The 12,733-nt window shown below is 70.6% G+C and carries 9 protein-coding genes; 4 read left to right on the plus strand and 5 right to left on the minus strand.

The window, feature by feature from the left end; genetic code table 11:
- Window positions 1-19: 19 nt before the first annotated feature.
- From NNW99_RS12715 to NNW99_RS12725, 3 genes are read left to right on the plus strand one after another with little or no spacing between them, the layout of a single operon-like run.
- Entirely contained in the window at window positions 20-1,078 is a 1,059-nt protein-coding gene (locus tag NNW99_RS12715) for an iron-siderophore ABC transporter substrate-binding protein (protein ID WP_215118978.1), read from the plus strand.
- On the plus strand, window positions 1,075-2,085 hold the full coding sequence (locus tag NNW99_RS12720; protein WP_215118985.1) for an iron ABC transporter permease: 1,011 nt from the start codon (window positions 1,075-1,077) through the stop codon (window positions 2,083-2,085). Before NNW99_RS12715 ends, NNW99_RS12720 begins: the two co-directional genes overlap by 4 nt.
- The gene (locus NNW99_RS12725; RefSeq protein WP_215118986.1) at window positions 2,082-3,140 is read left to right on the plus strand and encodes an iron chelate uptake ABC transporter family permease subunit; all 1,059 of its coding nucleotides are present in this window, start codon (window positions 2,082-2,084) and stop codon (window positions 3,138-3,140) included. Before NNW99_RS12720 ends, NNW99_RS12725 begins: the two co-directional genes overlap by 4 nt.
- A 46-nt stretch (window positions 3,141-3,186) precedes the next feature.
- Here the strand turns inward: NNW99_RS12725 and NNW99_RS12730 are convergent, their stop codons facing one another.
- Window positions 3,187-4,227, minus strand: coding sequence for an NAD(P)-dependent alcohol dehydrogenase (locus NNW99_RS12730; protein WP_215118988.1), 1,041 nt, complete (start codon window positions 4,225-4,227; stop codon window positions 3,187-3,189).
- 180 nt (window positions 4,228-4,407) lie between these two features.
- Here NNW99_RS12730 and NNW99_RS12735 point away from each other — a divergent pair, with 180 nt between their 5' ends.
- On the plus strand, window positions 4,408-5,334 hold the full coding sequence (locus tag NNW99_RS12735) for a helix-turn-helix domain-containing protein (RefSeq protein ID WP_215118990.1): 927 nt from the start codon (window positions 4,408-4,410) through the stop codon (window positions 5,332-5,334).
- A gap of 78 nt (window positions 5,335-5,412) precedes the next feature.
- Here NNW99_RS12735 and NNW99_RS12740 read toward each other — a convergent pair whose 3' ends face one another.
- From NNW99_RS12740 to NNW99_RS12755, 4 genes are all read right to left on the minus strand, one after another.
- Window positions 5,413-8,727, minus strand: a complete 3,315-nt coding sequence (locus tag NNW99_RS12740) for a S8 family peptidase (RefSeq protein ID WP_215124247.1) — start codon at window positions 8,725-8,727, stop codon at window positions 5,413-5,415.
- Window positions 8,728-8,934: 207 nt separating this feature from the next.
- Window positions 8,935-9,618: an ABC transporter ATP-binding protein gene (locus tag NNW99_RS12745; RefSeq protein WP_215118992.1), complete on the minus strand. Its 684-nt coding sequence runs from the start codon at window positions 9,616-9,618 to the stop codon at window positions 8,935-8,937.
- Between the two features lie 31 nt (window positions 9,619-9,649).
- Complete coding sequence (locus NNW99_RS12750; RefSeq protein ID WP_215118994.1) at window positions 9,650-11,119, minus strand: ABC transporter permease; 1,470 nt, start codon at window positions 11,117-11,119, stop codon at window positions 9,650-9,652.
- 153 nt (window positions 11,120-11,272) lie between these two features.
- Entirely contained in the window at window positions 11,273-12,538 is a 1,266-nt protein-coding gene (locus NNW99_RS12755) for an Ig-like domain-containing protein (RefSeq protein ID WP_215119002.1), read from the minus strand.
- Window positions 12,539-12,733: the final 195 nt, after the last annotated feature.

The following is a 12,733-nucleotide window of genomic DNA, read 5'->3' on the forward strand; positions in this document are numbered from 1 at the left end:
TCATTGATCGGAGTACGTGGTGCGCGCAGTGGGATCGAGGGCCGTCCTGGCCCTGGCCGTCGCCGGAGGGCTGCTGGCCGGTTGCTCGTCGCCGGGCGGCGGCAGCGGGGCCGGCAAGCAGGGGGACGGCTCGCGCAGCGAGGTCATCGGCGCCGCCGAGGGCTCCGCCGGACCCTCCGCCGCGCCGAGCGCCCTCGCGAAGGGCATGGGCGCCGACACCGACGAGGACGGGGTCTTCCCGCGCACCGTCAAGCACTTCGAGGGCAGTACGGCGATCAAGGCCGAGCCGCGGAACATCGCCGTGCTCAGCACCGGGCAGCTCGACGACCTGCTGTCGCTGGGCATCGTCCCGACGGCGACCACCCGCGCCGACAACGCCGGCCTCGTGCCCGGCTACCTGGCCGACGCCTTCCCGCGTCACAAGGACCGGCTGGCCGGCATGACCGACGCGGGCACCCGCTCCGCCCCCAATCTGGAGACCCTGGCCGCCGCCCAGCCGGACCTGATCCTCGCCAACGACTCGCTCGGCGAGCTCTACCCCAAGCTGTCGAAGATCGCGCCGACCGTGATCACCGCAGGCAACGGCATCAACTGGAAGCGCGACCTGCTGCTCGTCGGCGAGGCCGTCGGCAAGGGGCAGCGGGCGCAGCGCCTGCTCGACGGCATCGCCGCGGACGCTCGCGCCGAGGGGCGCGACGTGCAGGGCGACCCGGCCGTCTCCATGGTGCGGTTCACGCCCGACCGGACGCGCATGTTCGGCGTCTCCTCCTTCACCGGGTCCCTCGCCGTGGACATGGGCCTGAAGCGGCCGGAGTCCCAGCGGTTCACGGCGATCTCCGAGGACGTCGGGCCGGAGAGCATCGATGTCGCCGACGGCGACTGGATCTTCTACTCGGTGCAGGGCGACCCGGAGAAGACGGACGCCGGGAGTGTGCTGGCCGGGCCGCTGTGGAAGTCGATGAAGGCCGTCGACGCCGGGCACGCCGTGAAGGTCGACGACGACCCCTGGTACCTCAACGCCGGTCCCACCGCCGCCCGCCTCGTCGTACGGCAGCTCGCCGAGCACCTCGGCAGGTGACCCGGCGTCTCGCCGTCCGGCCGCCGGCCGCGCTCGCCGTACTGGGTGCCGTGCTGGTGGTGGCCGTCGCCGGTCTCCTCTCGCTCGCCGTCGGCACCCGGCCCGTGGCGCCGGACCGCGTGCTCGACGCGCTGCTGCACGGCGGCGGCTCCCCGGACGCGCTCGTCGTACGGTCCCTGCGGGTGCCGCGGACCGCGGTGGGGCTGGCCGCGGGCGCCGCGCTCGGCATCGCCGGGGCCGCGTTGCAGGCGGTCACCCGCAATCCGCTCGCCGACCCGGGGATCCTCGGGCTGAGCCAGGGCGCCGCGGCCGGGGTCGTCGTCGCCGTCGCGTCCGGGCTCGCGGGCGGCTTCGGCGGCTACGTCTGGTACGCCTTCACCGGCGCGGTCGTGGCCGCGTGCCTGGTGTACGGCATCGCCGCGCGCGGGCGGGGCGGGGCCTCGCCGGTGAAGCTGGCGCTGGCCGGGACGGCCCTGTCGGCGATGACGGCGGGTGCCACGACGGTCGTCCTGACGGCCGATTCGGCGACGCTGGACCAGTTCCGGTTCTGGCAGGTCGGGGCGCTCAGCGGCCGGGACGCGGACACGGTCGGCGCGATGCTGCCGTTCCTCGGCGCGGGACTGCTGGCGGTGCTGGCGTGCGCCCGGGGACTGGACGCGCTGGCACTCGGAGACGACGCGGCACGGGCTCTGGGGCATCGGGTCGGGCTGGTGCGGGGCGTGGCAGCGGCGGGGGCGACATTGCTGACCGCCGCCGCGGTGGCCGCCGCCGGTCCGATCGCCTTCGTGGGACTGGCCGTGCCGCACCTCGCCCGGCGGATGGTGGCCGGAGGCCATCGCGTCGTACTGCCGCTGTCCGGACTCCTCGGGGCGGGGCTGCTGGTGGGGGCCGATGTGGCGGGGCGTGTGGTCCGGGCTCCCGCCGAGGTGCCGGCGGGGGTCATGACGGCGGTGGTGGGGGTTCCGGTGCTGGTCGCGCTGGTACGGCGCAGAGGAGCTGTGACGTGACCGATACCGCACGACTGTCCCCGGCCGAGCCGGCTCACCGCCAGGTCTCCGTCCTACGGCCCCACCCTCGCGTCTCCCTCCTCCTCCACCGCCGCTCCGCCGCCGTCGCCCTGGCCCTCGTCCTGCTCCTCGGCGTCGTCATGCTCGTCTCCGCCTGTGTGGGGCAGGCGTACGTGTCGCCCGGCGAGGTGTGGCACACCCTGCGGACCGGGAGCGGCCCTCACGAGCTGGTCGTGGGCGAGTTGCGGGTGCCCCGGATCGTGCTGGGGGCGCTGGTCGGCGGGGCGCTGGGCGTGGCGGGGGCCCTGGTGCAGGCCGTGACGCGCAATCCGCTGGCCAGTCCGGATGTGATCGGGGTCGGGCACGGGGCGGCCGCGGCGACCGTGTTCGCGCTGGCGACGGGGGCGGTGAGTTCACCGGGCGCGCTGCCCGCCGTGTCGGTCGCGGGCGGGCTGGCCGCCGCCGCGCTGGTCTATGTGCTGGCCTGGCGGCACGGCATGCAGCCGAGCCGGTTCGTGCTGACCGGCGTCGGGATCGGCGTCGCACTGGGCGCCGTGGTGCAGCTGTATCTGACGGACAGCGAGCTGGAGGCCGCCGAGCAGGTCAAGCTGTGGCTGACCGGGAGCCTGAACGGGCGGGGCTGGGAGCAGGCCGGGCCGCTGGCCGTGGTGTGCCTGCTGTGTCTGCCGGGGCTGGTGTGGGCGAGCCGGGCGGTGCGCCCGCTGGGGCTCGGCCCCGAGACCGCGGCCTCGCTCGGTGTACGGGTGGACCGGGCCCGGCTGGGACTGACGGTCCTGGGCGTGGTGCTCGCGGCGACGGCGACCGGCGCGGCGGGCCCCATCGGCTTCGTCGCACTGACCGCTCCGCAGCTGGCGAGACGCCTCACGCGCACGCCTCAGCTGCCGCTGCTCTCCTCGGCTCTGACGGGTGCGGTGATCCTGGTCGGTGCCGATCTGGCGGCCCGGACGCTGCTGCCGCCGCTGGAGATCCCGGTGGGCGCGCTCACCTCGCTGGTGGGCGGGCCGTACCTGCTGTGGCTCCTGGGACGACGCTGAGGGCCCCGGCGCACAGCCGAGGCCCTCGCTCTCAGACCGCAAGGTCTCAGATCGTCGCCGTGTCGATCACGAACCGGTACCGCACGTCGCTGTCCTCCACGCGCTTGTACGCCTCGTTGATCTGGTCGGCGCCGATCAGCTCGATCTCGGCACCGAGGCCGTGCTCGGCGCAGAAGTCCAGCATCTCCTGGGTCTGCGGCAGGCCGCCGATGAAGGAACCGGCGAGCGACTTGCCGCCGCCGATCACCGAGAAGAGGCTGAGGGAGATCGGCTCCTCGGGGGCGCCGACGTTCGCCAGCGTGCCCTCGGGCTTCAGCAGCCCCAGGTAGGCGTTGAAGTCCAGCGGGGCCGCGACCGTGGACACGATCAGGTCGAACGTGCCGTTCAGCTCCTCGAAGGTCTTCGGGTCGCTGGTGGCGTAGTAGTGGTCGGCGCCGAAGCGCAGGCCGTCCTCCTGCTTGCGCAGGGACTGCGACAGCACGGTGACCTCGGCACCGAGGGCGTGCGCGATCTTCACGCCCATGTGGCCGAGGCCGCCGAGGCCCAGGATCGCGACCTTCTTGCCGGGGCCGGCGCCGAAGCGCTTGAGCGGGGAGTAGAGGGTGATGCCGGCGCACAGCAGCGGCGCGGCGACGTCCAGGGAGAGGCCGTCGGGGATGCGGACGACGAAGTTCTCGTCGACGACGACCTTCTGCGAGTAGCCGCCGTAGGTGGGCTCGCCGTCCCTGCCGATGGAGTTGTACGTCTGGGTGTTGCCCTCGACGCAGTACTGCTCGTTCCCGGCCTTGCAGTTCTCGCACTCGCGGCAGGAGTCGACCATGCAGCCGACGCCCACGCGGTCGCCGACGGCGAACTTCGTCACACCCGGGCCGACCTCGGTGACGACACCGGCGATCTCGTGGCCGGGGACCATCGGGAAGATGGCCTCGCCCCAGCCCTCACGGGCCTGGTGGATGTCGGAGTGGCAGATACCGGCGAACTTGATGTCGATCAGGACATCGAACTCGCGGACCTCGCGGCGCTCGATGGTGGTGCGCTCCAGCGGAGCCTTGGGGGCGGGTGCGGCGTACGCGGCGACAGTGGTCATGCCGGGGTTCTCCTAGCGGGGGTTGTGCGCCCGGCTGCCTTCTGGATCCTCTGACCGGGCACGCATCCCAGCGTGCCGAAAACGCGAGCGTCTACCCAGACCACCGTTTTGCGTACGCACACGGTGCGTACCACTGGCGGGGTCAGGCTCGTGTGCGTACGACCGTGAATACTGGAGGGCATGGACGAACAGCCCGAATCCGCACAGGAGCCCGCAGCGCAGTCCGGCGGGGGCCTGGACCGGCGTGCCGAGCTCAGTGAGTTCCTGCGCACCCGGCGGGCCCGGCTGAAGCCGGAGGACGTGGGGCTGCCCGACTTCGGACGGCGGCGCGTGCCCGGGCTGCGCCGCGAGGAGCTGGCGCAGCTGGCCGGGGTCTCCGTGGCGTACTACACACGGCTGGAGCAGGGCAACGGGCGCAACGTCTCGGCGGAGGTGCTGGACGCGATCGCACGGGCCCTGCGGCTGAGCGACGCCGAGCACGCCCATCTGACGCACCTGGCGAAGCCGAAGCAGCACAAGAAGAAGCCGGTGGCGCGCACCCAGCAGGTGCGGCCGACGCTGCGGCATCTGCTGGACTCGATCGAGACCGTCCCGGCGTACATCGTGGGGCGCCGCTCGGACATCCTGGCGTGGAACCGGATGGCCGCGGCCCTCTTCGGCGACTGGGCGGAGCTGCCGGCGCCGGAGCGGAACTGGGCGCGGCTGGTGTTCCTGCGGCCCGAGTACCACGACCTGTTCGTCGAGTGGGACCGGAAGGCGCAGGACATGGTCGGCTATCTGCGCATGGACGCGGGCCGCCACCCGGACGACCCGCGGCTGTCCGCCCTGGTGGGCGAGCTCTCCGTGAAGAGCGAGGAGTTCCGCCGGCTGTGGGCGGCGCACGACGTCAAGGAGAAGAGCTTCGGCGTCAAGCGGCTGCGGCACCCGCTGGTCGGCGATCTGACCCTGTCCTTCGAGACGTTCCGCCTGGTCGACGAGGCCGAGCAGTCCCTGATCACGTACCACGCGGAACCGGACACCCCCTCGGCCCAGGCCCTGCGCCTGCTGGCGAGCTGGGGCGCGGACGCGACCCGGGCGGGGGCCGGGAGCACGGCCCCACCGGCCTGACACACGCGAACGCCCGCCGCCCACACGAACGGCCCGCCGGAAACCGAGGCTTCCGACGGGCCGTTCGCTAACGGGTACTCACTTGCCGTAGTACGCGTTGTAGATCGAGACCGTCGACTTGTTGCCCTTCTTGTCGGCGATCTTGGCGTGGAAGGAGATGGCCTTCCCCTTCTCCGGGTTCTTGACGCTGACCTTGCCGTCCTTGACCGTGAGCTTCTTCCAGGTCTTGCCGTAGTCGTACGACACGTACACCGACAGCGACTTCAGGTTGCTGCCCTTGGCCGCGCCCTCGACGGTGACCGGGACCTTGACGGTCTTGCCGGCCGGGACCTTGCTGTCCAGACCGGTGGTCGCGCCGAAGCGGGCCGTGGAGGCGGGCAGCTGCTTGAGGTCAGTGGTCTTCTTCGAGCGGAACGTCCAGCTGGCGTCGATGCGGGTGGAGGCCGCCGCGACCTTGACGCTGCGCTTGACCGACGTCGTCAGCTTGTACTCGGCGTCGCCGGCCGGGACCTTGAACGCCTCACCGCCGAACAGCGGGTCGTCGTTGCTGCCGACCTTGGTGCCGTTGCGGTACAGGGTCGTGTCCACCGAGGTGAACAGCGAGGAGCCCGGGTTGCCCTTGCTGTCGGCGAACAGCGGCAGGGAGCCGTGGATCTGGTTGCCGTCACGGAACAGGCCGAAGCCGGCGCTGATGCGCGGCCCGAAGACAGCGGTGTTGAACGTCTTCGAGTAGCTCTTGCCGCCGGTGAACTTCTGGCCCTCCAGCGAGTAGCCGGCCTCGTAGATCGGGAAGCCGTCGGCGTCGACGCCGCCGCTCTGGGCGAACTCGAGGTCCCACTTCACACCGCCCAGGGTGGACAGGTGCAGCGTCCGCGTGCCCGGCAGGGTCTGCTCGAAGCCGATCGAGGAGGCGCCGCTGCTCCACGGCAGCCAGCCCACCGCGTTGATCGAGCCCTTCTTGCCGCTCGCCGCGGCACCGAGGCCCGCCTTCACCGTGGCGAGCTCGCTCGCCTTGTAGTGCTTGGTGTAGCCGGTGGCGAGCTGCTTGACCGGACCGCCGCCGGTGACGTCGTACTGCTCCTTGGCGCCCTTGCTCCAGTGGGCGTCCCACTGCTGGGTCACCGAACCGTCGGTGACCTGCGGGCCGACGTGCGCGGTGCGGAAGCCGGCGTACGAGTCCAGCCACCAGCCGAAGCCGAAGCTGGAGTCCCCCGCCTCCACCGTGTAGTCGGCCGAGGCGAACTCCGACTTGGCGGCGGCGTCCGGGACGGTGATGTCCACCGGCTTGGCCTTGCGGGCGTCCAGCGTGATCGTGGTGCCCTTGGCGACGTTCAGCTTGGGCTGGGCCAGCCAGTCGGCGCCCTCGAACTTCTCCGGGTCGTCGCCCGCGTAGAGGCTCGTGTTGAGGACGTAACCGCCCTTGGGCACCCGGGCGGTGACGGTGCCGTCCGCGTCGTACGGCGTGAAGAACTTGCCGGTGCCCAGGCCGGAGAGACCGGCCAGGTCGGCGTTGTAGTTCGAGGCGGGCTTGCCGTCACGGTCGAGGAACTTCAGCGTGACGTCGTAGGACTCGACCTCGCGCTGCACGGCCGCGGCCGTGCGGACACTCTGGCCGCCGCCGGTCGCCGTCACGTACGACGAGTACGCGCCGTCGACGGTGCCGCCCAGCTTGGTGTTCACCGTGAAGGGGACGGAGGCCTTGCCGCCGGCCGGGACGGTCACCGAGGTGGCGCCGAGCGTGAAGAAGCCGGCCGGGGCGGCCTGGCCCTTGGGGTTGGTGGCGGTCGACGTCAGCTTCAGCGTGACGTCCTTCGTACCGAGGTTGCGGTACGTCAGCTCCTTGGTGACCGGCTTGTCGTCGGTGTGCGGCCACTGCTGGAGGCCGAAGCTCACCGAGCCCGGCTCGCCTATCACGGACTGCGTGATGGCCTTGTCGACCTGGATACGGCCCGAACCCTGCTCGAACGGGGTGTACTTGCCGCCCTTGGTGGAGCCGGTGAGGGCGCCCTTCAGCTCGGAGTACTTCCACGTCGGGTGCTGCTGCTTCAGGATCGCCGCCGCGCCCGCGACATGCGGGGTCGCCATCGACGTACCGGAGATGGACATGTAGCCGGCCGGGTTCTCGCCGACCTCCTGGGCTATCTGGTTGCCCGGGGCGGAGGCCGCGGTGATGTCCACGCCGGGCGCGGTCACGTCGGGCTTGAGGGCGCCGTCCATGCCGGGGCCGCGGCTGGAGAAGTCGGCCAGCACGTCCTTGTCGTCGACGGCGCCGACGGTCAGGGCCGCGGCGGCGCTGCCCGGGGAGCCGATGGTCTGGTCGCCGAGCTCGCCCTCGTTGCCGGCGGCTATGGCGAACAGGATGCCCTTCTCCTCGGACAGCTTGTTCACCGCCGCTTCCAGCGGGTCGATCGCGGGCGTGTCGCCGCCGCCCAGGCTCATGTTGACGACGTCGGCGCCCTCGGCGGCCGCCCACTCGATGCCGGCGAGGACCTCGGAGTCGCTGCCGAATCCGCCGTCGTCGAGCACCTTGCCGTTGAGGATCTTCGCGCCGGGCGCGACGCCCTTGTACTTGCCGCCCGACTTCGCGCCGGTGCCCGCCGCGATCGAGGCGACGTGCGTGCCGTGGCCGACCTTGTCGGTGGTGTCGGGCGAGGTGGTGAAGTTCTTGGCGCCGATCACCTGGCCCTTGAGATCGGCGTGGGTGGCGTCGACACCGGTGTCCAGGACGGCGATCTTCACGCCCTTGCCGTCGAAGCCGGCCGACCACGCCTTGGGGGTGCCGATCTGCGCGACGGACTTGTCGAGGCTGGCCTTGCGGACGCCGTCGAGCCAGACGTGCGCGATGCCGGAGGCGGTCTTGTCGCCGTTGGTGACCGCGTCCCACAGGTCGGGCGTGTCCTCCTTGGGCGCCTGCACCGCGTCCGCGTTCACGGACTTCAGCGAGTGGCTCAGGGTGCCCGCGTCGCGGACGTCGGCCTTGGCCGCCGCGGCGCTGCCCCGGTAGCCGACGATGACCTTCAGGCCCTTCTTCTGGGCCTTGCGGGTCGCGGACTTGTTGAGCTCGGTGACATCGAAGAGCCGCTGGTCGAGCTTGCCGGTGGCGACCAGGCGGGCCGCGTCGGCGGGGATCACGAGGGTGTGGCCGTCGAGCCTGCGGATCTGGACAGGAATGTCCTCGCGGCCCTTGGCCCGCTCCAGACCGACCACGCGCCCCTTGGCGTCCAGGACGACCCGGTCACCGGTGATCAGCGTGACGCGCTGCTTGGCGGTTAGCGAGGTGGGCTTGGAGGCTGCGGCCGTCTGCTCGCCGTTCGCCGACGCCGGGCTGGTCATACCCGCCGCCAGGGCCACGGCCGCCGCGGTGGCGACCGTGGCCACGCACGCCTTTTTCATTTGTCTGCGCAAGAGTCCCCCTTGCAGAAGAGCCAGGTGAATTCCCCGTTCACCCGGCCGGGGGTCATCTCGTACGCATGGACGTACACCCCCCGGAATACGCAGTATGCCGAGGGGTGATCAGGTGCTCAATAGATGAGAGGAAGGTAAGAAATCCGTCGGCTGACTGTTACACGGCCGCCGGAACTCCGTTACAGGACCGCATGGTTACGCCCGCGCGTTCTCCTGGACGGTGATCCGCCCCTTGCGGATGGTCGCCACGCGCGGGGCCTGCTTCGCGAGGGCCGAGTCGTGGGTGACCATCACGAAGGTGAGCCCGAGCTCCTTCCACATGCGGATCAGCACGTCCATGATCTCATCGCGCGTCGACTCGTCCAGGTTTCCGGTGGGTTCGTCGGCGAGCAGCACCTTCGGCTGCTTCACGAGGGCCCGGGCGATGGCGACGCGCTGCTGCTGACCGCCGGACATCTCGCCGGGCAGATGCGCGAGGCGTTCGCCGAGGCCGACCGATTCCAGGGCCTCCGCGGCCCGTTCGCGGCGCTGCTTCGGCTTCATGCCGAGGGGGACGAGGGCCGTCTCCACGTTCTCCTGTGCGGTGAGCGTCGGGATCAGGTTGAAGGACTGGAAGACGAAGCCGATGCTTTCGCTTCTCACCCGGGTGAGTCTCGCCTCCGGGAGCGCGGCGAGGTCCGTGCCGTCCAGGATGATCTCGCCGGAGGTGGGGCGGTCCAGGGCGCCGAGCATTTGGAGCAGGGTGGACTTTCCGCCGCCGGTGGGGCCCTGGATGACCAGTCGGTCGCCGTCGGGGATGGTGAGGTCTATGCCGTCGAGGGCTTGGACGGTGTCTTTGGCTCGGGTGTAGTGCTTGGTGACTGCTTTTAGTTCGTACATGGTGTGGCTCCTGGATGGGTTGGTCGGTCGGCTACTCGACTCGGCGTAGAGCGTCAGCGGGTCGGAGTCGTGAAGCCCTCCAGCCGCCGAACGCACCGGCGATCAGACCGCCCGCCACCGCCAGCCCCACCGCCAGCGCGATCGTCGTCAGGGCGACCGGTGCGGTGAGGGCGACGTCGAGGGTCTTCGTCGCGGCCTGGCGGCCGGGTCCGCCGAAGCCGCCTCTGAGGCCCTCACCGCCCCCGGAGCCCAACTGCGCCTGAAGCGTCGGGCTGACAGCGGTCACCGCATACGCCCCCGCCAGCCCCAGCGCGATGCCCAGCACCCCGCCCACCAGCCCGTTGACGACCGCCTCGCCCACCACCTGACGGGTCACCCGCCCCGACTTCCAGCCCAGCGCCTTGAGCGTGCCGAACTCGCGGACGCGACGGGAGACCGCCGAGGACGTGAGCAGGCCCGCGACCAGGAACGCGGCCACGAGCACCACGACCGACAGCCACTTGCCGACGCTCGCTGCCAGCGAGGACGCCGTGGACAGTGAGCCGGACACCGTGTCAGCGAGGTCGGCGGAGGTCGTCACCGTCGTACCGGAGATGTTCTTCTGCAGGGCCGCCTTGACGGAGTCGATGCGCTGCGAGTCGGTCGCCTTGACATAGATCGTGGTGACCTTGTCCTTCGCGTCGGCCAGCGTCTGCGCGCGCCTCAGCGGGATGTAGAGGTTGGCGGCCGCGTCCCCGCTGTCGGCCGTGGCGATGCCGACGACCTGGAACTTCGTGCCCTTGACGGTGACCGTGGACCCCGCCTTGAGCTTCTTCTCCTTGGCGTACGCCGCGTCCGCGACGGCGACCTTGGCGTCGGTCTCGCTCGTCTTGAACGTACGGCCGCTGGTGATCTTGGAGGAGGTCAGCGGGCCGAGGGCCGGCTTGGTGACGTCCGTGCCGTAGACGGAGTAGCTGTTGACGTCGAAGTCGGCGCCGCCGCCCTCGACCCGGCCCTGCGGGGACGGCTGGGCTCCCCCGAGGCCGCCGCCCCGGCCGCCTTCCTGCCCGCCGCCTTCCTGTCCTCCGCTCTCGCCCTGCTGGAACCGGCCGCGCGTGAACTCGCCGCTGACCTTGACGACCTGGAGGCTCAGCCCGCCCACCGCGTCCGCGACCCCGCTCTGCGCGTCGACCTTGCCCACGGTCGAGCCCGCCAGCGTCTGGAGGCCCTGCACCATGACGCGGTCGCTGCTCTGCTCACCGCCGGAGTCGTCGTCCTGGGCGTCGAAGCGGAAGCGCGGCCGCTCGGAGCCGCTGCCGGGCGGTGCGGCGGCCTTGGTGACGGTCATGTCCGTGCCCAGCCCGTAGAGGGACTGGAGGACCTTGTCCTGGGCCTTGCTCATGCCGGCGGACACGGAGGTGACGACGATGACCAGCGCGATACCCAGCGCGAGGCCTGAGGCGACGACGAGGGCCGCCTTTCTGCGGCGGCGCAGCTCGCGCCTCAGATAGGTGAAGAACATGGCCGCAAGCTAGGGACGGTCTGTGATGAGGACTTGAGCCACGCATAAGAGGTGGATGAGAAGAGCCGGGAGAAACGACGGAAGCCGCCGTCCGTCCCTGTTTCCAGGGCGGGCGGCGGCTTCCGTTCAGGAGCTGCCGGAGCAGGCGGACCGTCAGACGGCGGAACCGGCCTTCCAGTCGGCCCAGCTCATGTTCCAGCCGTTGAGGCCGTTGTCCGGCGCGACCGTCTTGTCGCCGGTGTTCTGGACGACGACCACGTCACCGAGGATCGAGTTGTTGTAGAACCACGCGCCCGGCGTCTTCGGGTCGTCGGCGCCCTTCACGTCCTGGAGGCCGACGCAGCCGTGGCTGGTGTTCGCGCTGCCGAAGATGGACTTCGCGCCCCAGTAGTTGCCGTGGAGGAAGGTGCCGCTGGCGGAGAGGCGGATGGCGTGCGGCACGTCCTTGATGTCGTACTCGCCCTTGCCGTCGTCGTCCGTGAAGCCCACGGTCGCGCCGTTCATGCGCGTCTCCTTGAACTTCTCGGACATCACCATGATGCCCTCGTAGGTCTTGTTCTCGGGCGAGCCGGCGGAGATCGGGATGGTCCGCACGGTCTTGCCGTCCTGCGTGATCTTCATCTGCTTGGTCTTCGCGTCGACGTACGAGACCTGGTTGCGGCCGATCTTGAAGGTGACCGTCTTCTGCTGGACGCCGTAGACACCCTTGGCGCCCTCGACGCCGTCGAGGTCGAGCTTCAGCGTGACGGTGGAGCCTTCCTTCCAGTACTCGTCGGGGCGGCAGTCCATGCGGTTGGCGTTGAACCAGTGGCAGGCGACCTCCTGGCCGCCGGTCGTGCTGACCTTGATGCCCTTCTGGACGGCGGCCTTGTTGGTGATCGCCTTGTCGAAGTTGATCGAGACCGGCATGCCGACGCCGACGGTGGTGCCGTCGTCCGGCGTGAAGTTGCCGATGAAGCTGTTGGCCGGGGAGACCGTGGTGAAGGAGGCGTTCTCGTGGGCGACCCGGCCGTCGGAGTCCTTCGCCTCGGCGGAGAGCTTGTAGTTCGTGGAGCGCTCCAGCTGGGCGCTGGGCTTCCAGCTCTTCTTGTCGGCGGATATCTCGCCACCGACCTCCTTGCCGTCGGACGTCGTCATCGTGACGTCCGTGAGCGTGCCCTTGCTGACGGTGACGGCGGCGGAGTTGTTGATGGAGGCGTTGTCGGAGCCGTCCTCGGGCGTGATCTTGATCTGGGCCGCGGAGGTCTTCTTCGCCGCGGCCTCGTCGACCTTCGACTGGGAGCTGTCGCCGCCGTCACTCCCGGAGGCGTTGTCGTCGCCGCCGGTACAGGCCGAGAGCGCCAGCACTCCTCCGAGCAGTGCGGACGCGACCGCCAGGCCCTTGCGCCGCTTACTGACCGTTATCACACGCTTCTCCATCGTTGCCGATTTCCCCAAGACCCCGAGTGTGTCCCCGTCAAAGACCAAGTGCCCCCGCGCGGACTCGTGAGTCCTCGTCGAGACCTTTCAACGCTACGACCGGTTCGTCCGGTTCCCCATGGCGCACAAGTGTGGGGATCACCACGTCCACCACATGCGCCAGGTGCGTCACGTCCCCCGTTTGAGACGAGAAGA

The organism is Streptomyces sp. CRCS-T-1, from assembly GCF_024442335.1.
In the GTDB taxonomy this organism is placed as follows: domain Bacteria; phylum Actinomycetota; class Actinomycetes; order Streptomycetales; family Streptomycetaceae; genus Streptomyces; species Streptomyces koelreuteriae.

What these genes read in the sequence shown, in the direction of transcription:
- NNW99_RS12750 (WP_215118994.1), bottom strand. Translation starts at nt 11,119, where the DNA reads ATGTTCTTCACCTATCTGAGGCGCGAGCTGCGCCGCCGCAGAAAGGCG.
- NNW99_RS12735 (WP_215118990.1), top strand. Translation starts at nt 4,408, where the DNA reads ATGGACGAACAGCCCGAATCCGCACAGGAGCCCGCAGCGCAGTCCGGC.
- NNW99_RS12755 (WP_215119002.1), bottom strand. Translation starts at nt 12,538, where the DNA reads ATGGAGAAGCGTGTGATAACGGTCAGTAAGCGGCGCAAGGGCCTGGCG.
- NNW99_RS12745 (WP_215118992.1), bottom strand. Translation starts at nt 9,618, where the DNA reads ATGTACGAACTAAAAGCAGTCACCAAGCACTACACCCGAGCCAAAGAC.
- NNW99_RS12730 (WP_215118988.1), bottom strand. Translation starts at nt 4,227, where the DNA reads ATGACCACTGTCGCCGCGTACGCCGCACCCGCCCCCAAGGCTCCGCTG.
- NNW99_RS12740 (WP_215124247.1), bottom strand. Translation starts at nt 8,727, where the DNA reads ATGAAAAAGGCGTGCGTGGCCACGGTCGCCACCGCGGCGGCCGTGGCC.